The organism is Erwinia sp. E_sp_B01_1, assembly GCF_036865545.1.
Taxonomy (GTDB): domain Bacteria; phylum Pseudomonadota; class Gammaproteobacteria; order Enterobacterales; family Enterobacteriaceae; genus Erwinia.
Genome location: NZ_CP142208.1, coordinates 425,480 through 446,727 on the forward strand (window position 1 = coordinate 425,480; position 21,248 = coordinate 446,727).

Consider the following 21,248-nt stretch of genomic DNA (forward strand, 5'->3'; position numbering starts at 1 on the left):
GACAGGCTCTTTAAAAGGGTGGTGTCTTAATGTCTGGTTCAATTTTTACCGGTGATGTGGCCGATCTGGAATTACTGGAACAGCATCCCTTCGTGCAAACTGACTTCGATATCCTCAAATCCTATGAAGCCGTGGTTGATGGGCTGGCGATGTTGATTGGCTCACACTGTGAAATTGTTCTGCATTCACTGGAAGATTTGAAGTGTTCAGCCGTCAGGATTGCTAATGGCGAGCATACCGGCCGCAAGATTGGGTCACCCATCACCGACCTTGCGCTGCGTATGCTGCATGATATGACCGGGGCAGACAGTAATGTCTCTAAGGCCTACTTCACGCGTGCCAAAAGCGGTGTTCTGATGAAGTCGGTCACGATTGCCATCCGTAATGGCGATCAACGTGTGATTGGCCTGCTTTGTATCAACATGAACCTGGATGTTCCTTTCTCGCAGATTATGGCGACGTTTATGCCGCCTGAGACCCAGGATGCGGCCTCCTCAGTGAATTTCGCTTCTTCGGTTGATGACCTGGTGATGCAAACGCTGGAGTTCACCATTGAAGAGGTCAGTGGCGACCGTAACGTTTCCAATAACGCCAAGAATCGTCAGATTGTGCTCAATCTGTATGAGAAGGGGATCTTCGATATCAAAGATGCCATTAATCAGGTTGCTGATCGGCTCAACATTTCCAAGCACACCGTCTATCTCTACATCCGCCAGTTTAAAAGTGGAGATCTTCAGGGGCATGAACGCTGATGCGTTACACCTTACTGGTCACCGGCCCCGCTTACGGAACTCAGCATTCGAGCAGCGCGTATCTTTTTGCGCAGGCTTTGCTGGCTGCCGGGCATGAACTGGAAAGTGTTTTTTTCTATCGTGAAGGGGTGCTCAATGCCAGCCAGTTAACCTCACCGGCCAGCGATGAGTTTAATCTGAGCAAAGCCTGGCAGCGTCTTCATCAGGAGCAGGGTGTCATCCTGAACATCTGTGTGGCAGCGGCACTTCGCCGTGGCATCACCGATCAGCAGGAAGCCAATAATCTGAACCTGCCTTCGGCCAATCTGGCTGAGGGGTTTCAACTGTCAGGATTAGGGGCGCTGGCAGAAGCAGCCCTGACATGTGAACGTTTGGTGCAGTTCTGATGAATAAGGTGGCTTTTATTTTCAGTCAGGCTCCTCACGGCACCAGTGCCGGACGCGAAGGGCTGGATGCGGTGTTAGCGATATCCGCGCTGAGTGAAGAGGTGGGGCTATTTTTTGTGAGTGATGGCGTCCTGCAGCTTATTTCTGGTCAGGATCCTGAACAGGTGCTTTCCCGTAACTACATAGCGACTTTCGGCGTGCTGCCACTCTACGATCTTGAGCGTTTTTATGTTTGTGCTGCCTCCCTGGCCGAACGGGGTATCAGCGCTGAAATGGCAGAGGTTCTGCCGGTCGAAGTTTTAACGCCTTTGGCACTGCGTGCCGAGCTGGAAAAATACGATCGTATCATTACATTTTGAGGAAATTATGCTGTATACCCTGATCACCTCTCCTTATAAATGTGATTTAACCGCATTGATGCGAATTATTTCTCAGGGCGACGATCTGCTGCTGCTTCAGGACGGCGTGCTGGCCGCCCTGGAAGGGAGTCGGGCCCTTGAAATCTTGCTGAAAGCCCCTATATCACTGTATGTGCTGCAAGAAGATATTGTCGCTCGCGGACTTTCTGCTCAAATTTCAACCAGTGCGACCAGGGTAAGCTATACTGATTTCGTCGCGCTGACGGTAAAAAATCCGCAACAAATGACCTGGTAACTCACGATATCCTGGTTATTTCTTGACACCTTTTCTCCTCAGCCCTAAAATTCTGCGTCCTCGTTATACCACGAGGCGATTTATCACGTGTTTACGAAGCGAAAGCAAATCCCAGGAGCTATTTAATGGCAACAGTTAACCAGCTGGTACGCAAACCACGCGCACGCAAAGTTGCAAAGAGCAACGTGCCTGCGTTGGAAGCCTGCCCGCAGAAACGTGGTGTATGTACCCGTGTATATACTACTACCCCTAAAAAACCGAACTCCGCACTGCGTAAAGTATGTCGTGTTCGTTTAACCAATGGTTTTGAAGTTACCTCCTACATCGGTGGTGAAGGTCATAACCTGCAGGAACACTCCGTGATCCTGATCCGTGGCGGTCGTGTAAAAGACTTGCCAGGTGTGCGTTACCACACCGTTCGTGGCGCGCTGGACTGCTCAGGTGTTAAAGACCGTAAGCAGTCACGCTCCAAGTACGGCGTGAAGAAGCCAAAGGCTTAATGGTTCTCCGTTAAGTAAGGCCAAACGTTTTATCTTAAATGTCATAATAAACTCGTAGAGTTTTGGACAATCCTGAATTAACAACGGAGTATTTCCATGCCACGTCGTCGCGTAATTGGTCAGCGTAAAATTCTGCCAGATCCTAAGTTCGGATCAGAGCTGCTGGCCAAATTTGTAAATATCCTGATGGTAGATGGTAAAAAATCTACTGCTGAATCAATCGTCTATACCGCGCTTGAGACCCTGGCTCAGCGTTCAGGTAAAAACGAACTGGAAGCATTCGAAGTAGCCCTGGACAACGTCCGCCCAACCGTGGAAGTTAAATCCCGTCGCGTTGGTGGTTCTACTTATCAGGTACCAGTTGAAGTCCGTCCGGTTCGTCGTAATGCTCTGGCAATGCGTTGGATCGTTGAAGCTGCTCGTAAACGCGGTGATAAATCTATGGCTCTGCGCCTGGCGAACGAACTTTCTGATGCTGCAGAGAACAAAGGTACTGCAGTTAAGAAACGTGAAGACGTTCACCGTATGGCCGAAGCCAACAAGGCGTTCGCTCACTACCGCTGGTAACAGCTTCGTAGTTGTTATTAACCCAGCGGGCGTCCCCAGTGACTCACCCGCTGGGATTTACTAACTTTAGAACGTCCGAGAATCAGAGGAATCAAATGGCTCGTAAAACACCCATTGAGCGCTACCGTAATATCGGCATCAGCGCACACATCGACGCCGGTAAAACGACGACGACCGAACGTGTTCTGTTCTACACCGGTGTAAACCATAAAATCGGTGAAGTTCATGATGGCGCAGCCACTATGGACTGGATGGAGCAGGAACAGGAACGTGGTATTACCATCACTTCCGCTGCGACCACCTGTTTCTGGTCTGGTATGGCTAAGCAGTTTGAGCCACACCACGTAAACATCATCGACACCCCGGGACACGTTGACTTCACCATCGAAGTAGAACGTTCCATGCGTGTGCTCGACGGCGCAGTAATGGTTTACTGTGCGGTTGGTGGTGTTCAGCCACAGTCTGAGACCGTATGGCGTCAGGCTAACAAATATAAAGTTCCACGCATCGCGTTCGTTAACAAAATGGACCGCATGGGTGCTAACTTCCTGAAAGTTGTTGACCAGATGAAATCGCGCCTGGGTGCAAACCCAGTGCCATTACAGCTGGCTATCGGCGCAGAAGAGAAATTCACCGGTGTCGTTGACCTGGTGAAAATGAAAGCGATCAACTGGAACGATGCCGATCAGGGCGTGACCTTCGTTTACGAAGAGATCCCAGCTGATATGCAGGAACTGGCTGAAGAATGGCGTGCAAAGCTGGTTGAAGCTGCTGCTGAAGGCTCTGATGAGCTGATGGAGAAATTCTTTGGTGGCGAAGAGCTGACTGAAGAAGAGATCAAAAACTCTCTGCGTAAGCGCGTTCTGAACAGCGAAATCATCCTGGTTACCTGTGGTTCTGCATTTAAGAACAAAGGTGTTCAGGCGATGCTGGATGCGGTAGTTGAATATCTGCCGTCTCCAACTGACGTTACTGCAATCAACGGTATGCTGGACGATGGCAAAGACACTCCGGCTGTTCGTCACTCAGACGACAGCGAGCCGTTTGCTGCGCTGGCGTTCAAAATTGCTACCGACCCGTTCGTTGGTAACCTGACGTTCTTCCGCGTGTACTCTGGTATCGTGAATTCTGGCGACACCGTGTTCAACCCGGTTAAGTCCGCGCGTGAGCGTCTGGGCCGTATCGTTCAGATGCATGCTAACAAGCGTGAAGAGATCAAAGAAGTTCGTGCAGGCGATATCGCTGCAGCGATCGGTCTGAAAGATGTGACCACTGGTGACACCCTGTGTGATCCAGATAATGTGATCATCCTTGAGCGTATGGAATTCCCAGAGCCGGTAATCTCCATCGCAGTAGAACCAAAAACCAAAGCTGACCAGGAAAAAATGGGTCTGGCTCTGGGTCGTCTGGCTAAAGAAGATCCATCTTTCCGCGTATGGACTGATGAAGAAACTAACCAGACCATCATCGCTGGTATGGGTGAACTGCACCTCGACATCATCGTTGACCGCATGAAGCGTGAATTCAACGTTGAAGCTAACGTGGGTAAACCTCAGGTTGCTTACCGTGAAGCCATCCGTTCACGCGTTAACGACATTGAAGGTAAACACGCCAAGCAGTCCGGTGGTCGTGGTCAGTACGGTCATGTTGTTATCGACATGTACCCACTGGAGCCAGGCGTTAACCCTAAAGGTTACGAGTTCGTCAACGACATCAAAGGCGGCGTGATTCCTACTGAATACGTGCCTGCGGTTGACAAAGGTATCCAGGAGCAGCTGAAATCAGGTCCTCTGGCTGGTTATCCGGTAGTTGATCTGGGTGTTCGTCTGCACTTTGGTTCTTACCATGACGTTGACTCCTCAGAGCTGGCGTTTAAACTTGCAGCTTCTATCGCGTTCAAAGACGGCTTTAAGAAAGCAACTCCAGTACTGCTTGAGCCGATCATGAAAGTTGAAGTAGAGACTCCGGAAGAGAACACCGGTGACGTTATCGGTGACCTTAGCCGTCGTCGTGGTATGCTGAAGGGACAAGAATCTAACGCTACTGGCGTACAGATTCATGCTGAAGTTCCGCTGTCTGAAATGTTCGGATATGCAACTCAGCTGCGCTCTCTGACTAAAGGCCGTGCTTCATACTCAATGGAGTTCCTGAAGTATGATGATGCGCCGAACAATGTCGCTCAGGCCGTTATTGAAGCTCGTAGCAAATAAGCTACAGTTTTAAAATATTGATCCTATGCTCTCACCACGGAGTGAGAGCATTAAAGTAAGGAATATCGTCGTGGCTAAAGAGAAATTTGAACGTAACAAACCGCACGTCAACGTTGGTACCATCGGACACGTTGACCACGGTAAAACTACCCTGACTGCTGCTATCACTACCGTTCTGGCTAAAACCTACGGTGGTTCTGCTCGTGCATTCGACCAGATCGATAACGCGCCAGAAGAAAAAGCTCGTGGTATCACCATCAACACTTCACACGTTGAATATGACACCCCGACTCGCCACTACGCGCACGTTGACTGCCCGGGCCACGCCGACTATGTGAAAAACATGATCACCGGTGCTGCTCAGATGGACGGCGCTATCCTGGTTGTAGCTGCGACTGACGGCCCTATGCCTCAGACCCGTGAGCACATCCTGCTGGGTCGCCAGGTTGGCGTTCCTTTCATCATCGTGTTCATGAACAAATGTGACATGGTTGATGACGAAGAGCTGCTGGAGCTGGTTGAGATGGAAGTTCGTGAACTTCTGTCTGCTTACGACTTCCCTGGTGATGACCTGCCAATTGTTCGCGGTTCTGCACTGAAAGCACTGCAGGGCGAAGCTGAGTGGGAAGAGAAAATCATTGAGCTGGCTGGCCACCTGGATAACTACATTCCAGAACCAGAGCGCGCCATTGACAAGCCTTTCCTGCTGCCAATCGAAGACGTGTTCTCTATCTCTGGCCGTGGTACCGTTGTTACCGGTCGTGTAGAGCGCGGTATCGTCAAGGTTGGTGAAGAAGTTGAAATCGTTGGTATCAAAGATACTGTGAAATCAACTTGTACCGGCGTTGAAATGTTCCGTAAGCTGCTGGACGAAGGTCGTGCAGGCGAGAACTGTGGTGTTCTGCTGCGTGGTATCAAGCGTGAAGATATCCAGCGTGGCCAGGTTCTGGCTAAGCCAGGTACCATCAAGCCACACACCAAGTTTGAGTCAGAAGTTTACATTCTGTCCAAAGACGAAGGCGGCCGTCATACTCCGTTCTTCAAAGGCTACCGTCCTCAGTTCTACTTCCGTACTACTGACGTGACCGGTACCATCGAACTGCCAGAAGGCGTTGAGATGGTAATGCCAGGTGACAACATTCAGATGGTTGTTACCCTGATCCACCCAATCGCGATGGATGACGGTCTGCGTTTCGCAATCCGTGAAGGCGGCCGTACTGTTGGTGCGGGCGTTGTTGCTAAAGTTATCGCTTAATTGCTGATAGCCTGAGGCGGAGCTTGCTCCGCCATAGCAAATAAAGAGAGCACTCAGGTGCTCTTTTTTTATGTCCGCAATCCGGACAGATTCGCCAGGCATTGTAATAAAAACGATTCGCATTTACACTATGATCAGAAATTGTACTGGAGTGGCAAAATGTACGTCTGTTTGTGTAATGCTGTGAGTGACAAAACCATCCGCGAAGTGGTCCGCCGTTATCAACCCAAATCCATACAGCATCTCCGTCAACTGGTCCCGGTTGGCAAGCAATGCGGTAAATGTATCCGCGCCGCACGCGAAATCATGGATGAAGAATTACAGCATGTTCCGCAGTACAAAGAGATCGCCTGATAATCTCCCTATATTTAGTCATGGTTTTTTGACTTCCCTCATTCCGCGTCTACGATTTGATTAACTGGAAGCGGAGGAAGCAAAATGAAGGGCGATATAAAAATCATAAGTCATCTTAATAAACTGCTTGGAAATGAGCTGGTTGCCATCAATCAGTATTTCCTGCATGCGCGGATGTTCAAAAACTGGGGACTGATGCGTCTGAACGACATTGAGTATCATGAGTCGATCGATGAAATGAAACATGCTGATAAATATATTGAACGCATATTATTTCTCGAGGGGCTCCCAAATCTGCAAGATCTTGGCAGGTTACGCATTGGAGAAGATGTGGAAGAGATGTTGCAATCCGATCTGCAACTGGAGCTTGAAGGCGCAAAAGATTTGCGCGAAGCCATCTCTTATGCGGATAAGGTTCATGATTACGTCAGCAGGGATATGATGATTAAGATTCTGGAAGATGAAGAGCAGCATATCGATTTTCTTGAAACCGAGCTTGAGCTGATCGGTAAGATAGGTACGCAAAATTATCTGCAGTCACAAATAAAAGTAGAAGAGTAGGGCAGGGTAGCCGCAATGTCGTTGTACAAATTTACGCCGCTGAAACAGAGAGTTCAGCGGCGTTCGCATTTTTAGTCTTTGTATTCCAGTCAGCCCTCCCTTCTTCTCACTTATCCGCTCTATAGAAACAGGTTGCGTTAAACGCTGAGCCACGTATAATGCGCGGGCTTGTCAGAAATGACGGCCCGGTTCAATCTGAACCGCAGGCGAGCAATCAGCTCACCTGACAATACTCCCAATAGGGGAGTTATGTGCAGACGATTACACTCACCCATCAATCGTAATGGGTATGAGTAGTAATTTTTTTCGTTTATAAATAATTGGAGCTCTGGTCTCATGCAGAACCAAAGAATCCGTATCCGTCTTAAAGCGTTTGATCATCGTCTGATTGATCAATCAACTGCGGAAATTGTTGAGACTGCCAAGCGCACTGGTGCGCAGGTGCGTGGTCCCATCCCGCTGCCGACCCGCAAAGAGCGCTTTACCGTTCTGATCTCCCCGCACGTCAACAAAGACGCGCGCGATCAGTATGAAATTCGCACTCACAAGCGTCTGGTTGACATCGTTGAGCCAACTGAAAAAACGGTTGATGCTCTGATGCGTCTGGATCTGGCTGCAGGTGTAGACGTGCAGATCAGCCTGGGTTAATCAGGTCATTGAGCGATTGAGAGGTTGAAACAATGATTGGTTTAGTCGGTAAAAAAGTGGGCATGACTCGTATCTTCACTGAAGATGGCGTTTCTATCCCAGTAACCGTGATTGAAATTGAAGCAAACCGCGTGACTCAGGTTAAGAGCCTGGAAAACGACGGTTACACTGCTATCCAGGTAACTGCGGGTGCTAAAAAAGCAAACCGTGTTACTAAGCCTGAAGCAGGCCATTTTGCTAAAGCTGGCGTTGAAGCTGGCCGTGGTCTTTGGGAGTTCCGCACTGTTGAAGGCGCTGAATTCACCGTAGGTCAGAGCATTAACGTTGATATTTTCGCTGACGTGAAAAAAGTTGACGTGACTGGTACATCTAAAGGTAAAGGTTTTGCCGGTACTGTTAAGCGCTGGAACTTCCGTACTCAGGATGCTACTCACGGTAACTCCTTGTCTCACCGCGTTCCGGGTTCTATCGGTCAGAACCAGACTCCGGGCAAAGTGTTCAAAGGCAAGAAAATGGCAGGCCAGATGGGTAATGAGCGCGTAACCGTTCAGAGCCTGGACGTGGTACGCGTTGACGCTGAGCGCAACCTGCTGCTGGTTAAAGGTGCAGTACCCGGTGCTACCGGTTGCGACCTGATCGTTAAACCAGCTGTGAAGGCGTAAGGGGATAGCAATGGAATTAGTATTGAAAGACGCGCAAAGCGCGCTGACTGTTTCCGAAACTACCTTCGGTCGTGACTTCAACGAAGCGCTGGTACATCAGGTTGTTGTTGCTTATGCAGCAGGTGCCCGTCAAGGTACTCGTGCTCAGAAGACTCGTGCTGAAGTAACTGGTTCCGGCAAAAAGCCGTGGCGCCAGAAAGGCACCGGCCGTGCGCGTGCAGGTTCTGTAAAGAGCCCAATCTGGCGTTCAGGTGGTGTGACCTTTGCTGCGAAGCCACAGGATCACAGTCAAAAAGTAAATAAAAAGATGTACCGCGGCGCGCTGAAAAGCATCCTGTCCGAACTGGTACGTCAAGATCGTCTGATCGTTGTCGAGCAGTTCGCTCTGGAAGCACCTAAAACTAAGCTGCTGGTAGAGAAACTGAAAGACATGGCTCTGGAAGACGTGCTGATCATCACTGGCGAACTGGAAGAGAATTTGTTCCTGGCCGCGCGTAACCTGTACAAGGTTGACGTACGTGATGCAGCGGGTATCGACCCAGTTAGCCTGATCGCCTTCGACAAAGTCGTTATGACTGCTGACGCAGTTAAGCAAGTTGAGGAGATGCTGGCATGATCCGTGAAGAACGTCTGCTGAAAGTACTGCGCTCGCCGCACGTATCTGAAAAAGCATCTGCTGCGATGGAAAAAACAAATACCATCGTTCTCAAAGTTGCTAAAGACGCGACCAAAGCAGAAATCAAAGCCGCTGTACAGAAGCTTTTCGAAGTGGAAGTAGAGGTCGTTAACACCCTGGTAGTTAAAGGGAAAGTTAAACGTTCCGGACAGCGTATTGGTCGTCGTAACGACTGGAAAAAAGCTTACGTCACCCTGAAAGAAGGCCAGAATCTGGACTTCGTCGGCGGCGCTGAGTAAGTCGGAGGAGAAGAACAATGGCAGTTGTTAAATGTAAACCGACATCTCCGGGTCGTCGTCACGTAGTTAAAGTGGTGAACGCGGAGCTGCACAAGGGCAAACCATTCGCCCCGCTGGTAGAGAAAAACAGCAAATCCGGTGGCCGTAACAACAATGGTCGCATCACTACCCGTCATATCGGTGGTGGTCACAAGCAGGCTTACCGTATTGTTGACTTCAAACGCAACAAAGATGGTATCCCGGCAACCGTTGAACGTCTTGAGTACGATCCGAACCGCTCTGCGAACATCGCACTGGTTCTGTACAAAGATGGCGAGCGCCGTTACATCCTGGCCCCTAAAGGCCTGAAAGCTGGTGACCAGATTCAGTCTGGCGTTGATGCTGCGATCAAAGCAGGTAACACCCTGCCAATGCGTAACATCCCAGTGGGTTCTACCGTGCATAACGTAGAAATGAAACCAGGCAAAGGCGGTCAGATTGCTCGCTCAGCCGGTGCTTACGTGCAGATCGTTGCTCGTGATGGTTCCTACGTTACCCTGCGTCTGCGTTCAGGTGAAATGCGTAAAGTCGAAATTGACTGCCGCGCTACCCTGGGTGAAGTCGGTAACGCTGAGCACATGCTTCGCGTTCTGGGTAAAGCCGGTGCTGCTCGTTGGCGTGGTGTTCGTCCTACCGTTCGCGGTACTGCGATGAACCCAGTCGATCACCCACACGGTGGTGGTGAAGGTCGTAACTTTGGTAAGCACCCGGTAACCCCGTGGGGCGTTCAGACCAAAGGTAAGAAGACCCGTAGCAACAAGCGTACTGATAAATTTATCGTACGTCGCCGTAGCAAATAATTTTAGAGGATAAGCCATGCCACGTTCTCTCAAGAAAGGTCCTTTTATTGACCTGCACTTGCTGAAGAAGGTAGAGAAAGCGGTGGAAAGCGGAGACAAGAAGCCTTTGCGCACCTGGTCCCGTCGTTCAACGATCTTCCCTAACATGATCGGTTTGACCATCGCTGTCCATAATGGTCGTCAGCACGTTCCTGTCTTTGTATCCGACGAAATGGTCGGCCACAAACTGGGTGAATTTGCACCGACCCGTACTTATCGCGGCCACACGGCTGATAAGAAAGCCAAGAAACGCTAAGGTAGGAGGAAGAGATGGAAACTATAGCTAAACATCGCCACGCTCGTTCTTCTGCTCAGAAGGTTCGCCTGGTAGCAGATCTTGTACGCGGTAAGAAAGTGTCGCAGGCTCTGGACATTTTGACCTACACCAATAAGAAAGCGGCTGTACTGGTCAAGAAAGTTCTGGAATCTGCCATTGCTAACGCCGAACACAACGATGGCGCGGACATTGATGATCTGAAAGTCACGAAGATCTTCGTTGACGAAGGCCCAAGCATGAAGCGCATTATGCCTCGTGCAAAAGGTCGTGCAGATCGCATCCTGAAGCGCACCAGCCACATTACTGTGGTTGTGTCCGATCGCTGAGACTCTGGAGACTAGCAATGGGTCAGAAAGTACATCCTAATGGTATTCGCCTGGGTATTGTCAAAGCCTGGAACTCTACCTGGTTCGCAAATACCAAAGAATTCGCTGACAACCTGGACAGCGACTTTAAAGTACGTCAGTTCCTGACTAAAGAACTGGCAAAAGCGTCTGTATCTCGTATCGTTATCGAGCGTCCAGCTAAGAGCATCCGTGTGACTATTCACACTGCTCGCCCTGGCATCGTGATCGGTAAGAAAGGCGAAGACGTAGAAAAACTGCGCAAGGTCGTAGCGGATATCGCTGGCGTTCCTGCACAGATCAATATCGCCGAAGTCCGTAAGCCGGAACTGGACGCTAAATTGGTTGCTGACAGCATCACTTCACAGCTGGAGCGTCGTGTGATGTTCCGTCGTGCTATGAAGCGTGCTGTACAGAACGCAATGCGTCTGGGCGCTAAAGGGATTAAAGTCGAAGTTAGTGGCCGTCTGGGCGGTGCTGAAATCGCGCGTACCGAATGGTACCGTGAAGGCCGCGTGCCGTTGCACACCCTGCGTGCTGACATTGACTATAACACCTCTGAAGCGCACACCACTTATGGTGTAATCGGCGTTAAGGTATGGATCTTCAAAGGTGAGATCCTGGGTGGTATGGCTGCTGTTGAACAACCGGAACCGGCTGCTCAACCTAAAAAGCAGCAGCGTAAAAGCCGTAAGTAAGGAGAGTCGCTGATGTTACAACCAAAGCGTACAAAATTCCGTAAAGTGCATAAAGGCCGCAACCGTGGTCTGGCGCAGGGTACGGATGTTAGCTTCGGTACTTTCGGTTTGAAAGCTGTTGGCCGTGGTCGTCTGACCGCTCGTCAGATCGAAGCAGCACGTCGTGCTATGACCCGTGCAGTTAAGCGTCAAGGTAAAATTTGGATCCGTGTATTCCCGGACAAACCAATTACCGAGAAGCCGCTGGAAGTGCGTATGGGTAAAGGTAAAGGTAACGTGGAGTATTGGGTTGCCTTGATCCAGCCGGGTAAAGTCCTGTATGAAATGGACGGCGTTCCGGAAGAGCTTGCCCGTGAAGCATTCAAGCTGGCAGCAGCAAAACTGCCTATCAAAACCACCTTTGTAACTAAGACGGTGATGTAATGAAAGCAACAGAGCTGCGTGAAAAAAGCGTTGAAGAGCTGAACACAGAGCTGCTTAACCTTCTGCGTGAGCAGTTTAACCTGCGCATGCAGGCAGCATCCGGCCAGCTGCAACAGTCTCATCTGTTGAAGCAAGTGCGTCGTGATGTTGCACGCGTAAAGACTTTACTGACTGAGAAGGCGGGTGCGTAATGACCGATAAAATCCGTACTCTGCAAGGTCGTGTGACTAGTGACAAAATGGAGAAATCCATTGTTGTAGCTATCGAACGTTTTGTGAAACACCCTATCTACGGTAAATTCATCAAGCGTACGACTAAACTGCACGTACATGACGAGAACAACGAATGTGGAATTGGCGACAAGGTAGAAATACGTGAATGCCGTCCACTGTCCAAGACTAAGTCCTGGACGTTGGTTCGCGTTGTAGAGAAAGCGATTCTGTAATAGAATCTGCGCTCTCTAAAAAATAAGATAAACGGCTCGTCTGGGCCGTTTATTTTTTCTACCCATATGCGAGAAGCAGTGTTATAATGCTGCGCCCTCAATATTGGGGTTTTTATACGACCTGAATCAGGTCCCGAAGTAGTAGTTGACATTAGCGGAGCACTAAAATGATCCAAGAACAGACTATGCTGAACGTCGCCGACAACTCCGGTGCACGTCGCGTAATGTGTATCAAGGTTCTGGGTGGCTCGCACCGTCGCTACGCAGGCGTAGGCGATATCATCAAAATTACCATCAAGGAAGCAATTCCTCGCGGTAAGGTTAAGAAAGGTGATGTGCTGAAAGCGGTAGTGGTGCGCACCAGGAAGGGTGTTCGTCGCCCGGACGGTTCTGTCATTCGCTTCGATGGTAATGCATGCGTTATTTTAAATAATAACAGCGAGCAGCCTATCGGAACGCGTATTTTTGGGCCGGTAACTCGTGAACTTCGTACTGAAAAGTTCATGAAAATTATCTCTCTGGCACCAGAAGTACTCTAAGGAGCGAAAAATGGCAGCTAAAATCCGTCGCGATGACGAAGTTATCGTGCTGACCGGCAAAGATAAAGGTAAGCGCGGTAAAGTTAAAAATGTCCTGTCTTCTGGCAAGGTCATTGTTGAAGGTATCAACCTGGTTAAGAAACATCAGAAGCCGGTTCCGGCCCTGAACCAACCAGGTGGCATCGTTGAAAAGGAAGCTGCTCTGCAGGTTTCTAACGTTGCACTTTACAACACTGCCACCGGCAAGGCGGACCGTGTAGGCTTTAGATTCGAAGACGGCAAAAAAGTCCGTTTCTTCAAGTCTAACAGCGAAACTATCAAGTAATTTGGAGTATACGATGGCGAAACTGCATGATTACTACAAAGACGAAGTAGTTAAACAACTCATGACTGAGTTTAGCTACAATTCTGTCATGCAAGTCCCTCGGGTCGAGAAGATCACCCTGAACATGGGTGTTGGTGAAGCGATCGCTGACAAGAAACTGCTGGATAACGCAGCAGCTGATTTGGCAGCAATCTCCGGTCAAAAGCCGTTTATCACTAAAGCACGCAAATCAGTTGCAGGCTTCAAAATCCGCCAGGGCTATCCGATCGGCTGTAAAGTAACTCTGCGTGGCGAGCGCATGTGGGAGTTCTTCGAGCGACTGATTTCTATTGCTGTACCACGTATCCGTGACTTCCGTGGCTTGTCCGCTAAGTCATTTGATGGCCGTGGAAACTACAGCATGGGCGTTCGTGAGCAGATCATCTTCCCAGAAATCGACTACGACAAAGTCGACCGCGTTCGTGGTTTGGATATTACCATTACCACTACTGCGAAATCTGACGATGAAGGCCGCGCACTGTTGGCTGCTTTTAACTTCCCGTTCCGCAAGTAAGGCAGGGTTACTGATGGCTAAGCAATCAATGAAAGCACGCGAAGTCGTTCGCGTGAAACTGGCTGACAAGTACCGCGCTAAACGCGAGGAACTGAAAGCTATCATTTCGAATGTGAACTCATCCGACGAAGATCGTTGGAATGCTGTTCTCAAGCTGCAAACTCTGCCGCGTGATTCCAGCCCGTCTCGTCAGCGTAATCGCTGCCGCCAAACTGGCCGTCCACATGGTTTCGTGGGCAAGTTCGGGTTGAGCCGTATCAAGTTGCGTGAAGCCGCCATGCGCGGTGAAGTACCTGGCTTGAAAAAGGCTAGCTGGTAATTACCAATTGAATCACGGGAGTAAAGACAGATGAGCATGCAAGATCCGATCGCGGATATGCTGACCCGTATCCGTAACGGTCAAGCCGCGAACAAAGTTGCGGTCACCATGCCTTCCTCCAAGCTGAAATTGGCTATTGCCAACGTGCTGAAGGAAGAAGGATATATTGAAGAATTTAAAATCGAAGGCGACACCAAGCCAGAACTGGAACTGACTCTTAAGTATTTCCAGGGCAAGGCTGTGGTAGAAAGCATTCAGCGTGTTAGTCGTCCAGGTCTGCGCATTTATAAGCGCAAAGACGAACTGCCAAAAGTTATGGCAGGACTGGGTATCGCTGTTATTTCTACCTCTAAAGGTGTTATGACCGATCGTGCAGCGCGCCAGGCTGGTCTTGGTGGCGAAATTATCTGCTACGTAGCTTAAGGAGGAATTTATGTCTCGTGTTGCTAAAGCACCTGTCGTGATTCCTGCCGGCGTAGAGGTAAAACTCGACGGTCAGGTTATTTCGATTAAAGGTAAAAACGGCGAGCTGACTCGTACTTTGAACGCTGCTGTAGAAGTTAAGCATGCTGACAACACCCTGACTTTCGCTCCGCGCGAAGGCTTCACGGATGGTTGGGCGCAGGCTGGTACTTCTCGTGCACTGTTGAACGGTATGGTTATCGGTGTTACCGAAGGCTTCTCTAAGAAGTTGCAGCTGGTTGGTGTAGGTTATCGTGCAGCCATTAAAGGCAACGCAGTGAGTTTGGCCCTGGGCTTCTCTCACCCCGTTGAACATGCGCTGCCAGCCGGAATCACTGCTGAATGTCCAACTCAGACTGAAATCGTGCTGAAAGGCGCTGATAAACAGCTGATTGGTCAGGTAGCAGCTGATCTGCGCGCCTACCGTCGTCCTGAGCCTTATAAAGGCAAAGGTGTTCGTTACGCCGACGAAGTCGTGCGTACCAAAGAGGCTAAGAAGAAGTAAGGTAACACTATGGATAAGAAATCTGCTCGTATCCGTCGTGCGACCCGCGCACGCCGTAAGCTCAAAGAGCTGGGTGCAACTCGCCTGGTGGTACATCGTACCCCGCGTCATATTTACGCACAGGTAATTGCTCCTAACGGCTCTGAAATTCTGGTTGCTGCTTCTACTGTAGAAAAAGCAATCAGTGAGCCGCTGAAGTACACTGGAAACAAAGACGCCGCCGCCGCTGTTGGTAAAGCAGTTGCTGAGCGCGCAATCGAAAAAGGCATCACAAATGTTTCTTTCGACCGCTCTGGTTTCCAATATCATGGTCGTGTCCAGGCACTGGCAGATGCTGCCCGTGAAGCTGGCCTACAGTTCTAAGGTGGAGTTGTAAGATGGCACACATCGAAAAACAAGCTGGCGAACTGCAGGAAAAGCTGATCGCGGTTAATCGCGTATCTAAAACCGTTAAAGGCGGTCGTATCTTCTCCTTCACTGCTTTGACAGTAGTTGGCGACGGTAACGGTCGTATCGGTTTTGGTTACGGAAAAGCGCGTGAAGTTCCAGCAGCGATCCAGAAAGCGATGGAAAAAGCTCGTCGCAATATGATCAATGTCGCGCTGAACAACGGCACCCTGCAGCACCCTGTTAAAGGCGTGCACACTGGGTCTCGCGTGTTCATGATGCCGGCTTCTGAAGGTACCGGTATCATCGCCGGCGGTGCAATGCGCGCCGTACTGGAAGTCGCTGGGGTTCATAACGTTCTGGCTAAAGCCTACGGTTCCACTAACCCGATTAACGTGGTTCGTGCAACGCTGGATGGCCTGGGCAACATGAATTCCCCAGAAATGGTCGCTGCCAAGCGTGGCAAATCCGTTGAAGACATTCTGGGGTAATGACCATGGCTAAGACTATTAAGATTACTCAAACCCGTAGTTCGATCGGTCGTTTGCCGAAACATAAGGCAACGCTGCTGGGCCTGGGTCTGCGTCGTATTAACCACACCGTAGAGCGTGAAGACACGCCAGCTGTACGCGGTATGGTTAACGCGATTTCCTACATGGTTAAAGTGGAGGAGTAACAGATGCGTTTAAATACTCTGTCTCCGGCCGAAGGGTCTAAGCACGCTGCGAAGCGTGTAGGTCGTGGTATCGGTTCTGGCCTCGGCAAGACCGCTGGTCGTGGTCACAAAGGTCAGAACTCTCGTTCTGGCGGTGGCGTACGTCGCGGTTTCGAAGGCGGCCAGATGCCTCTGTACCGTCGTCTGCCGAAGTTCGGTTTCACCTCGCGTAAAGCAATGGTTACAGCTGAAGTTCGTCTGTCTGACCTGCTGAAAGTTGAGGGCGGCATCGTCGACCTGAACACGCTGAAAGCAGCCAACATTATCGGTATTCAGATTGAATTCGCTAAAGTTATCCTGTCTGGCGAAGTCTCTGCACCGGTAACGGTTCGCGGTCTGCGTGTCACTAAAGGCGCTCGTGCTGCAATCGAAGCTGCTGGCGGTAAAATTGAGGAATAAGTAGCAGATGGCTAAGCAACCAGGATTAGATTTTCAAAGTGCCAAGGGTGGTTTTGGCGAACTAAAACGCAGACTTCTGTTTGTTATTGGTGCGCTGATTGTTTTCCGAATTGGTTCTTTTATTCCGATCCCTGGTATCGATGCCACTGTACTTGCCAAACTGCTTGAGCAACAGCGTGGCACCATCATTGAAATGTTTAACATGTTCTCTGGTGGTGCTCTCAGCCGTGCTTCTATCTTTGCCCTGGGTATTATGCCGTATATTTCGGCCTCTATTATTATCCAGCTACTGACGGTGGTTCATCCAGCGTTGGCAGAAATCAAGAAAGAAGGGGAGGCTGGCCGTCGTAAGATTAGCCAGTACACCCGTTACGGTACGTTGGTATTGGGGATATTTCAGTCTATCGGTATTGCTACCGGTTTACCGAATATGCCTGGAATGCAGGGCCTGGTGTTAAATCCAGGCTTTGCCTTCTACTTTACTGCTGTTGTCAGCCTGGTTACCGGGACAATGTTCCTGATGTGGCTGGGTGAACAGATTACTGAACGAGGTATCGGTAACGGTATTTCAATCATAATCTTCGCTGGTATTGTTGCGGGATTGCCGCCGGCCGTTGGCCATACTATCGAGCAAGCACGGCAAGGCGACCTGCACTTCCTCCTGTTACTGTTGGTTGCAGTTCTCGTATTTGCAGTGACCTTCTTCGTTGTTTACGTTGAGCGTGGTCAACGCCGCATTGTGGTGAACTATGCGAAACGTCAGCAAGGCCGTCGTGTCTATGCTGCACAGAGCACACATTTACCGTTGAAAGTGAATATGGCCGGGGTTATCCCAGCAATCTTTGCTTCCAGCATCATTCTGTTCCCGGCGACCATTGCTTCATGGTTCGGGGGCGGTACCGGTTGGAACTGGCTGACGACTATTTCGATGTATTTGCAGCCCGGGCAACCGCTTTATGTGCTACTCTATGCGACTGCAATCATCTTCTTCTGTTTCTTCTATACAGCGCTGGTATTTAACCCGCGTGAAACAGCAGATAACCTGAAGAAGTCCGGTGCATTTGTACCAGGAATTCGTCCGGGAGAACAGACGGCGAAGTACATCGATAAAGTAATGACTCGTCTGACTTTGGTCGGTGCGCTCTACATTACTTTCATCTGCCTGATCCCGGAGTTCATGCGTGATGCGATGAAAGTCCCATTCTACTTCGGCGGTACATCACTGCTGATCGTAGTGGTAGTCATCATGGACTTTATGGCTCAAGTGCAAACTCTGATGATGTCCAGTCAGTATGAGTCTGCATTGAAGAAAGCAAACCTGAAAGGCTACGGCCGTTAATCAGGCGCTACGAAGTTACGGAGAGTTAAAATGAAAGTTCGTGCTTCCGTCAAGAAATTATGTCGTAACTGCAAAATCGTTCGTCGCGAAGGCGTCGTTCGTGTAATTTGCAGCGCCGAGCCTAAGCATAAACAGCGCCAGGGCTAATATTTTTCTTGCAAAGTCGGGTTGAGCTGGCTAGATTAGCCAGCCAATCTTTTGTATGTCTGTGCGTTTCCATTTGAGTATCCTGAAAACGGGCTTTTCGGTATGGAACGCATAAGTAATTTAATAGGAGTGCATAGTGGCCCGTATAGCAGGCATTAACATTCCTGATCACAAACATACCGTTATTGCATTAACTGCAATCTTCGGCATCGGCAAGACCCGTTCACAGGCTATCTGTGCTACTACGGGAATCGCTGAAAATGTTAAGATCAGTGAGCTGTCTGAAGAACAAATCGACATTCTGCGTGATGCAGTTGCTAAATTTGTTGTTGAAGGCGATCTGCGTCGTGAAGTCACCCTGAGCATCAAGCGTCTTATGGACCTTGGCTGCTATCGTGGTTTACGTCATCGTCGTGGTCTCCCAGTGCGCGGTCAGCGTACTAAGACCAACGCACGTACCCGTAAGGGTCCGCGTAAACCGATCAAGAAATAATCGGGGTGATTGAATAATGGCAAAGGCACCAGTTCGTGCACGCAAGCGTGTAAGAAAGCAAGTCTCTGATGGCGTGGCTCATGTCCATGCATCTTTCAACAACACCATCGTAACTATTACCGATCGTCAGGGTAACGCGTTGGGTTGGGCAACAGCCGGTGGTTCCGGTTTCCGTGGTTCTCGTAAGTCGACTCCGTTTGCAGCTCAGGTTGCTGCCGAACGCTGTGCAGACGCCGTGAAAGAGTACGGTATTAAGAACCTGGAAGTTATGGTTAAGGGTCCTGGTCCAGGCCGCGAATCAACGATTCGTGCTCTGAACGCAGCTGGTTTCCGCATCACGAATATTACTGATGTGACTCCGATCCCTCACAACGGTTGTCGTCCGCCGAAAAAACGCCGCGTATAACGCCCGTTTTTTAGGAATGTTGGAGAAAGAATAATGGCAAGATATTTGGGTCCTAAGCTCAAGCTGAGCCGTCGCGAAGGTACCGACCTCTTTTTGAAGTCAGGCGTTCGCGCGATTGATACCAAGTGTAAGATTGAACAACCCCCTGGTCAGCACGGTGCGCGTAAACCGCGTCTGTCTGATTACGGCGTTCAGTTACGTGAAAAGCAGAAAGTTCGTCGTACCTACGGCGTGCTGGAGCGTCAGTTCCGTAACTATTATAAAGAAGCAGCACGTCTGAAAGGCAACACGGGTGAAAACCTGTTAGCTCTGCTGGAAGGTCGTCTGGATAACGTAGTTTACCGTATGGGCTTTGGCGCTACTCGTGCAGAATCACGTCAGTTAGTTAGCCACAAATCTATCATGGTAAACGGCCGCGTTGTCAGCATCGCTTCTTATCAGGTAACTCCGAATGACGTTGTTAGCATCCGTGAGAAAGCCAAAAAGCAGTCTCGCGTGAAAGCCGCTCTGGAGCTGGCTGAACAGCGTGAAAAGCCAACCTGGCTGGAAGTTGATGCGACTAAGATGGAAGGTGTGTTCAAACGTATTCCTGAACGTACCGATCTGTCTGCGGACATTAACGAACACCTGATCGTCGAGCTTTACTCCAAGTAAAGCTTAGTACCAAAGAGAGGACACAATGCAGGGTTCTGTGACAGAGTTTCTAAAACCGCGCCTGGTAGATATCGAGCAAGTGAGTTCGACGCATGCCAAGGTGACCCTTGAGCCTTTAGAGCGTGGCTTTGGCCATACTCTTGGTAACGCACTGCGCCGTATTCTGCTTTCATCAATGCCGGGTTGTGCGGTGACCGAGGTTGAAATTGATGGTGTACTGCATGAGTACAGCACCAAAGAGGGCGTACAGGAAGATATCCTGGAAATCCTGCTCAACCTGAAAGGGCTGGCGGTAAGAGTTCAGGGGAAAGATGAAGTTATTCTTACCTTGAATAAATCTGGCATTGGCCCTGTGACTGCAGCCGATATCACCCATGATGGTGATGTCGAAATCGTCAAGCCTCAGCATGTGATCTGTCACCTGACTGATGAGAACGCGGCTATTAGCATGCGTATCAAAATTCAGCGTGGTCGTGGTTATGTGCCGGCTTCAGCCCGAATTCATTCGGAAGAAGATGAGCGCCCGATCGGTCGTCTGTTGGTAGATGCCTGTTACAGCCCTGTAGAGCGTATTGCCTACAATGTTGAAGCAGCGCGTGTAGAACAGCGTACTGACCTGGACAAGCTGGTCATCGAAATGGAAACCAACGGCACTATTGATCCTGAAGAAGCGATCCGCCGTGCGGCTACCATCCTGGCTGAACAACTTGAAGCTTTCGTTGATTTACGTGATGTACGTCAACCAGAAGTTAAAGAAGAGAAACCAGAATTCGATCCGATCTTGCTGCGCCCTGTTGACGATCTGGAATTGACTGTCCGCTCTGCTAACTGCCTTAAGGCAGAAGCTATCCACTACATCGGTGATCTGGTACAGCGTACCGAGGTTGAGCTGCTTAAAACGCCTAACCTTGGTAAAAAATCTCTTACTGAGATTAAAGATGTGTTGGCTTCTCGTGGTTTGTCACTGGGCATGCGCCTGGAAAACTGGCCACCCGCTAGCATCGCTGATGAATAACCCGATCACAGGTTAAGGTTTCACTGAGAAGGATAAGGTCATGCGCCATCGTAAGAGTGGTCGTCAACTGAACCGCAACAGCAGCCATCGTCAGGCTATGTTCCGCAACATGGCTGGCTCTTTGGTTCGTCACGAGATTATCAAGACGACCCTGCCAAAGGCGAAAGAGCTGCGTCGTGTAGTTGAGCCGCTGATTACTCTTGCCAAGACCGATAGCGTAGCTAATCGTCGTCTGGCATTCGCCCGTACTCGTGATAACGAGATCGTGGCAAAACTGTTTAACGAGCTGGGCCCGCGTTTCGCGAGCCGTGCCGGTGGTTACACTCGCATTCTGAAGTGTGGCTTCCGCGCTGGTGACAACGCTCCGATGGCTTACATCGAGTTAGTTGATCGTCCAGAAGCTCAAGCAGAAGCTGTAGCAGAGTAATCTGTTGCACTAAGGAAAAACCGGGCTTGCCCGG

38 protein-coding genes are annotated in these 21,248 nt (G+C 49.9%); all 38 read left to right on the forward strand.

The features are described from left to right. Positions 1–29: 29 nt before the first annotated feature. Positions 30–752, forward strand: a complete 723-nt coding sequence (locus tag VRC33_RS01885) for a transcriptional regulator (protein ID WP_338560291.1) — start codon at positions 30–32, stop codon at positions 750–752. After that, positions 752–1,138, forward strand: coding sequence for a sulfurtransferase complex subunit TusD (gene tusD / locus VRC33_RS01890; protein ID WP_338560293.1), 387 nt, complete (start codon positions 752–754; stop codon positions 1,136–1,138). Before VRC33_RS01885 ends, tusD begins: the two co-directional genes overlap by 1 nt. Then, complete coding sequence (tusC, locus tag VRC33_RS01895) at positions 1,138–1,497, forward strand: sulfurtransferase complex subunit TusC (RefSeq protein ID WP_338560295.1); 360 nt, start codon at positions 1,138–1,140, stop codon at positions 1,495–1,497. The genes tusD and tusC overlap by 1 nt, the downstream gene beginning before the upstream one ends. Positions 1,498–1,504: 7 nt before the next feature. After that, positions 1,505–1,792: a sulfurtransferase complex subunit TusB gene (gene tusB, locus VRC33_RS01900; RefSeq protein WP_338560297.1), complete on the forward strand. Its 288-nt coding sequence runs from the start codon at positions 1,505–1,507 to the stop codon at positions 1,790–1,792. A gap of 125 nt (positions 1,793–1,917) precedes the next feature. Then, positions 1,918–2,292 carry a 30S ribosomal protein S12 gene (gene rpsL, locus VRC33_RS01905; protein ID WP_013204141.1) on the forward strand — a complete coding sequence of 125 codons (375 nt, stop codon included), beginning with the start codon at positions 1,918–1,920 and terminating at the stop codon, positions 2,290–2,292. Between the two features lie 96 nt (positions 2,293–2,388). After that, positions 2,389–2,859, forward strand: a complete 471-nt coding sequence (gene rpsG, locus VRC33_RS01910; RefSeq protein ID WP_008457106.1) for a 30S ribosomal protein S7 — start codon at positions 2,389–2,391, stop codon at positions 2,857–2,859. A 95-nt stretch (positions 2,860–2,954) separates the two neighbouring features. Then, positions 2,955–5,069: an elongation factor G gene (fusA, locus tag VRC33_RS01915; RefSeq protein ID WP_338560303.1), complete on the forward strand. Its 2,115-nt coding sequence runs from the start codon at positions 2,955–2,957 to the stop codon at positions 5,067–5,069. Between the two features lie 70 nt (positions 5,070–5,139). Further along, positions 5,140–6,324 carry an elongation factor Tu gene (tuf, locus tag VRC33_RS01920; protein WP_338560305.1) on the forward strand — a complete coding sequence of 395 codons (1,185 nt, stop codon included), beginning with the start codon at positions 5,140–5,142 and terminating at the stop codon, positions 6,322–6,324. 159 nt (positions 6,325–6,483) lie between these two features. Then, on the forward strand, positions 6,484–6,678 hold the full coding sequence (gene bfd, locus VRC33_RS01925; RefSeq protein ID WP_338560306.1) for a bacterioferritin-associated ferredoxin: 195 nt from the start codon (positions 6,484–6,486) through the stop codon (positions 6,676–6,678). Between the two features lie 84 nt (positions 6,679–6,762). After that, positions 6,763–7,239, forward strand: a complete 477-nt coding sequence (gene bfr / locus VRC33_RS01930) for a bacterioferritin (protein WP_338560309.1) — start codon at positions 6,763–6,765, stop codon at positions 7,237–7,239. 336 nt (positions 7,240–7,575) lie between these two features. After that, positions 7,576–7,887: a 30S ribosomal protein S10 gene (rpsJ, locus tag VRC33_RS01935; RefSeq protein WP_001181005.1), complete on the forward strand. Its 312-nt coding sequence runs from the start codon at positions 7,576–7,578 to the stop codon at positions 7,885–7,887. A gap of 32 nt (positions 7,888–7,919) precedes the next feature. Then, positions 7,920–8,549, forward strand: coding sequence for a 50S ribosomal protein L3 (rplC, locus tag VRC33_RS01940; RefSeq protein ID WP_338560311.1), 630 nt, complete (start codon positions 7,920–7,922; stop codon positions 8,547–8,549). Between the two features lie 10 nt (positions 8,550–8,559). Beyond that, positions 8,560–9,165 carry a 50S ribosomal protein L4 gene (rplD, locus tag VRC33_RS01945; RefSeq protein ID WP_338560313.1) on the forward strand — a complete coding sequence of 202 codons (606 nt, stop codon included), beginning with the start codon at positions 8,560–8,562 and terminating at the stop codon, positions 9,163–9,165. Further along, entirely contained in the window at positions 9,162–9,464 is a 303-nt protein-coding gene (gene rplW / locus VRC33_RS01950; RefSeq protein WP_338560316.1) for a 50S ribosomal protein L23, read from the forward strand. The genes rplD and rplW overlap by 4 nt, the downstream gene beginning before the upstream one ends. A 17-nt stretch (positions 9,465–9,481) precedes the next feature. Continuing rightward, positions 9,482–10,303 (forward strand): 50S ribosomal protein L2, encoded by an 822-nt coding sequence (gene rplB, locus VRC33_RS01955; protein ID WP_338560320.1) that lies wholly within the window; start codon positions 9,482–9,484, stop codon positions 10,301–10,303. 16 nt (positions 10,304–10,319) lie between these two features. After that, positions 10,320–10,598, forward strand: coding sequence for a 30S ribosomal protein S19 (gene rpsS, locus VRC33_RS01960; protein WP_013204132.1), 279 nt, complete (start codon positions 10,320–10,322; stop codon positions 10,596–10,598). Between the two features lie 14 nt (positions 10,599–10,612). Beyond that, a complete protein-coding gene (gene rplV / locus VRC33_RS01965) occupies positions 10,613–10,945 on the forward strand; it encodes a 50S ribosomal protein L22 (RefSeq protein WP_000447532.1) in 333 nt (110 codons plus the stop codon). A 17-nt stretch (positions 10,946–10,962) separates the two neighbouring features. After that, positions 10,963–11,661 carry a 30S ribosomal protein S3 gene (gene rpsC / locus VRC33_RS01970; protein ID WP_013204130.1) on the forward strand — a complete coding sequence of 233 codons (699 nt, stop codon included), beginning with the start codon at positions 10,963–10,965 and terminating at the stop codon, positions 11,659–11,661. Between the two features lie 12 nt (positions 11,662–11,673). Next, positions 11,674–12,084 (forward strand): 50S ribosomal protein L16, encoded by a 411-nt coding sequence (gene rplP / locus VRC33_RS01975; protein WP_002438716.1) that lies wholly within the window; start codon positions 11,674–11,676, stop codon positions 12,082–12,084. Then, complete coding sequence (rpmC, locus tag VRC33_RS01980; RefSeq protein ID WP_013204129.1) at positions 12,084–12,275, forward strand: 50S ribosomal protein L29; 192 nt, start codon at positions 12,084–12,086, stop codon at positions 12,273–12,275. Before rplP ends, rpmC begins: the two co-directional genes overlap by 1 nt. Further along, complete coding sequence (rpsQ, locus tag VRC33_RS01985; RefSeq protein ID WP_338560327.1) at positions 12,275–12,529, forward strand: 30S ribosomal protein S17; 255 nt, start codon at positions 12,275–12,277, stop codon at positions 12,527–12,529. Before rpmC ends, rpsQ begins: the two co-directional genes overlap by 1 nt. A gap of 167 nt (positions 12,530–12,696) precedes the next feature. After that, on the forward strand, positions 12,697–13,068 hold the full coding sequence (gene rplN / locus VRC33_RS01990) for a 50S ribosomal protein L14 (protein ID WP_004160583.1): 372 nt from the start codon (positions 12,697–12,699) through the stop codon (positions 13,066–13,068). Between the two features lie 10 nt (positions 13,069–13,078). Next, positions 13,079–13,393: a 50S ribosomal protein L24 gene (rplX, locus tag VRC33_RS01995; RefSeq protein ID WP_338560329.1), complete on the forward strand. Its 315-nt coding sequence runs from the start codon at positions 13,079–13,081 to the stop codon at positions 13,391–13,393. Positions 13,394–13,406: 13 nt separating this feature from the next. Beyond that, the gene (gene rplE, locus VRC33_RS02000) at positions 13,407–13,946 is read left to right on the forward strand and encodes a 50S ribosomal protein L5 (protein WP_013204126.1); all 540 of its coding nucleotides are present in this window, start codon (positions 13,407–13,409) and stop codon (positions 13,944–13,946) included. A gap of 13 nt (positions 13,947–13,959) precedes the next feature. Next, positions 13,960–14,265: a 30S ribosomal protein S14 gene (gene rpsN, locus VRC33_RS02005; protein ID WP_338560332.1), complete on the forward strand. Its 306-nt coding sequence runs from the start codon at positions 13,960–13,962 to the stop codon at positions 14,263–14,265. A 30-nt stretch (positions 14,266–14,295) separates the two neighbouring features. Further along, a complete protein-coding gene (gene rpsH, locus VRC33_RS02010) occupies positions 14,296–14,688 on the forward strand; it encodes a 30S ribosomal protein S8 (RefSeq protein WP_133847023.1) in 393 nt (130 codons plus the stop codon). Between the two features lie 10 nt (positions 14,689–14,698). Then, positions 14,699–15,232 carry a 50S ribosomal protein L6 gene (rplF, locus tag VRC33_RS02015; protein WP_338560336.1) on the forward strand — a complete coding sequence of 178 codons (534 nt, stop codon included), beginning with the start codon at positions 14,699–14,701 and terminating at the stop codon, positions 15,230–15,232. A 9-nt stretch (positions 15,233–15,241) separates the two neighbouring features. Then, complete coding sequence (rplR, locus tag VRC33_RS02020) at positions 15,242–15,595, forward strand: 50S ribosomal protein L18 (protein ID WP_338560338.1); 354 nt, start codon at positions 15,242–15,244, stop codon at positions 15,593–15,595. Between the two features lie 14 nt (positions 15,596–15,609). Further along, the gene (gene rpsE, locus VRC33_RS02025) at positions 15,610–16,110 is read left to right on the forward strand and encodes a 30S ribosomal protein S5 (RefSeq protein ID WP_013204121.1); all 501 of its coding nucleotides are present in this window, start codon (positions 15,610–15,612) and stop codon (positions 16,108–16,110) included. Between the two features lie 5 nt (positions 16,111–16,115). Next, positions 16,116–16,295 carry a 50S ribosomal protein L30 gene (gene rpmD / locus VRC33_RS02030; protein ID WP_004160569.1) on the forward strand — a complete coding sequence of 60 codons (180 nt, stop codon included), beginning with the start codon at positions 16,116–16,118 and terminating at the stop codon, positions 16,293–16,295. Between the two features lie 3 nt (positions 16,296–16,298). Continuing rightward, on the forward strand, positions 16,299–16,733 hold the full coding sequence (rplO, locus tag VRC33_RS02035) for a 50S ribosomal protein L15 (protein WP_013204120.1): 435 nt from the start codon (positions 16,299–16,301) through the stop codon (positions 16,731–16,733). Between the two features lie 7 nt (positions 16,734–16,740). After that, positions 16,741–18,072: a preprotein translocase subunit SecY gene (secY, locus tag VRC33_RS02040; protein WP_306210028.1), complete on the forward strand. Its 1,332-nt coding sequence runs from the start codon at positions 16,741–16,743 to the stop codon at positions 18,070–18,072. Positions 18,073–18,102: 30 nt separating this feature from the next. Then, a complete protein-coding gene (gene rpmJ, locus VRC33_RS02045) occupies positions 18,103–18,219 on the forward strand; it encodes a 50S ribosomal protein L36 (RefSeq protein ID WP_013204118.1) in 117 nt (38 codons plus the stop codon). A 136-nt stretch (positions 18,220–18,355) separates the two neighbouring features. After that, complete coding sequence (rpsM, locus tag VRC33_RS02050) at positions 18,356–18,712, forward strand: 30S ribosomal protein S13 (protein WP_338560350.1); 357 nt, start codon at positions 18,356–18,358, stop codon at positions 18,710–18,712. A gap of 16 nt (positions 18,713–18,728) precedes the next feature. Beyond that, positions 18,729–19,118 carry a 30S ribosomal protein S11 gene (gene rpsK / locus VRC33_RS02055; RefSeq protein ID WP_034899652.1) on the forward strand — a complete coding sequence of 130 codons (390 nt, stop codon included), beginning with the start codon at positions 18,729–18,731 and terminating at the stop codon, positions 19,116–19,118. A 33-nt stretch (positions 19,119–19,151) separates the two neighbouring features. After that, on the forward strand, positions 19,152–19,772 hold the full coding sequence (gene rpsD / locus VRC33_RS02060; RefSeq protein WP_338560356.1) for a 30S ribosomal protein S4: 621 nt from the start codon (positions 19,152–19,154) through the stop codon (positions 19,770–19,772). A gap of 25 nt (positions 19,773–19,797) precedes the next feature. Next, positions 19,798–20,787 carry a DNA-directed RNA polymerase subunit alpha gene (rpoA, locus tag VRC33_RS02065; protein WP_034899656.1) on the forward strand — a complete coding sequence of 330 codons (990 nt, stop codon included), beginning with the start codon at positions 19,798–19,800 and terminating at the stop codon, positions 20,785–20,787. 40 nt (positions 20,788–20,827) lie between these two features. After that, positions 20,828–21,214, forward strand: coding sequence for a 50S ribosomal protein L17 (gene rplQ, locus VRC33_RS02070; RefSeq protein ID WP_004160560.1), 387 nt, complete (start codon positions 20,828–20,830; stop codon positions 21,212–21,214). Positions 21,215–21,248 lie beyond the last annotated feature (34 nt).